This is a genomic window from Sinorhizobium fredii USDA 205, from assembly GCF_001461695.1.
Classification (GTDB): Bacteria; Pseudomonadota; Alphaproteobacteria; order Rhizobiales; family Rhizobiaceae; genus Sinorhizobium; species Sinorhizobium fredii.
In genome coordinates, this window is sequence record NZ_AUTC01000117.1 from 1 (window position 1) to 650 (window position 650).

The 650-nt window shown below is 62.2% G+C and carries 1 protein-coding gene; it reads right to left on the minus strand.

The window, feature by feature from the left end:
• A partial coding sequence (locus N181_RS12245) for a phosphohexomutase domain-containing protein (protein WP_483439686.1) occupies positions 1 to 650 on the minus strand: 650 nt, incomplete at both ends.

Consider the following 650-nt stretch of genomic DNA (forward strand, 5'->3'; position numbering starts at 1 on the left):
CCGAGTTCTGCGACCCTGCGCTTGATATAGGAATGGCCGGTCTTCCAGTAGTCGGTGCGGGCGCCATTTGCCTGCAGCACCGGATCAGCCGCGAACAGCCCGGTCGACTTCACGTCGACGACGAACACCGAATTGGGATGCAGAGCGGAAAGATCGCGTGCCAGCATCACGCCGATCTTGTCGGCGAAGATCTCGCTGCCTTCGTTGTCGACCACCCCGCAGCGGTCGCCGTCGCCGTCGAAACCCAACCCGACATCGGCGCCGCTTTCCAGCACTTTGTCCCGGATGGCGTGGAGCATCACCAGGTCCTCGGGATTGGGATTGTAGTGTGGGAAGGAATGGTCGAGTTCACAGTCGAGCGGGATCACCTCACAGCCGATCCGCTCCAGCACCTGAGGTGCGAATGCGCCAGCCGTGCCGTTTCCGCAGGCCACCACAACCTTGAGCTTCCGGGCGATGCGCTTGCCGTGGGTTAGGTCGTCGATATAGCGCTGACGGAAGTCCGGTACGAATTCGTAGGCTCCGCCACCGGTCAGGTCGAAGTCGGCCTCCAGCACTATCCTTTTCAGTTCAGCCATTTCGTCCGGTCCGAACGTCAACGGCCGGGCCGTGCCCATCTTGACGCCGGTCCAGCCGTTCTCGTTGTGCGA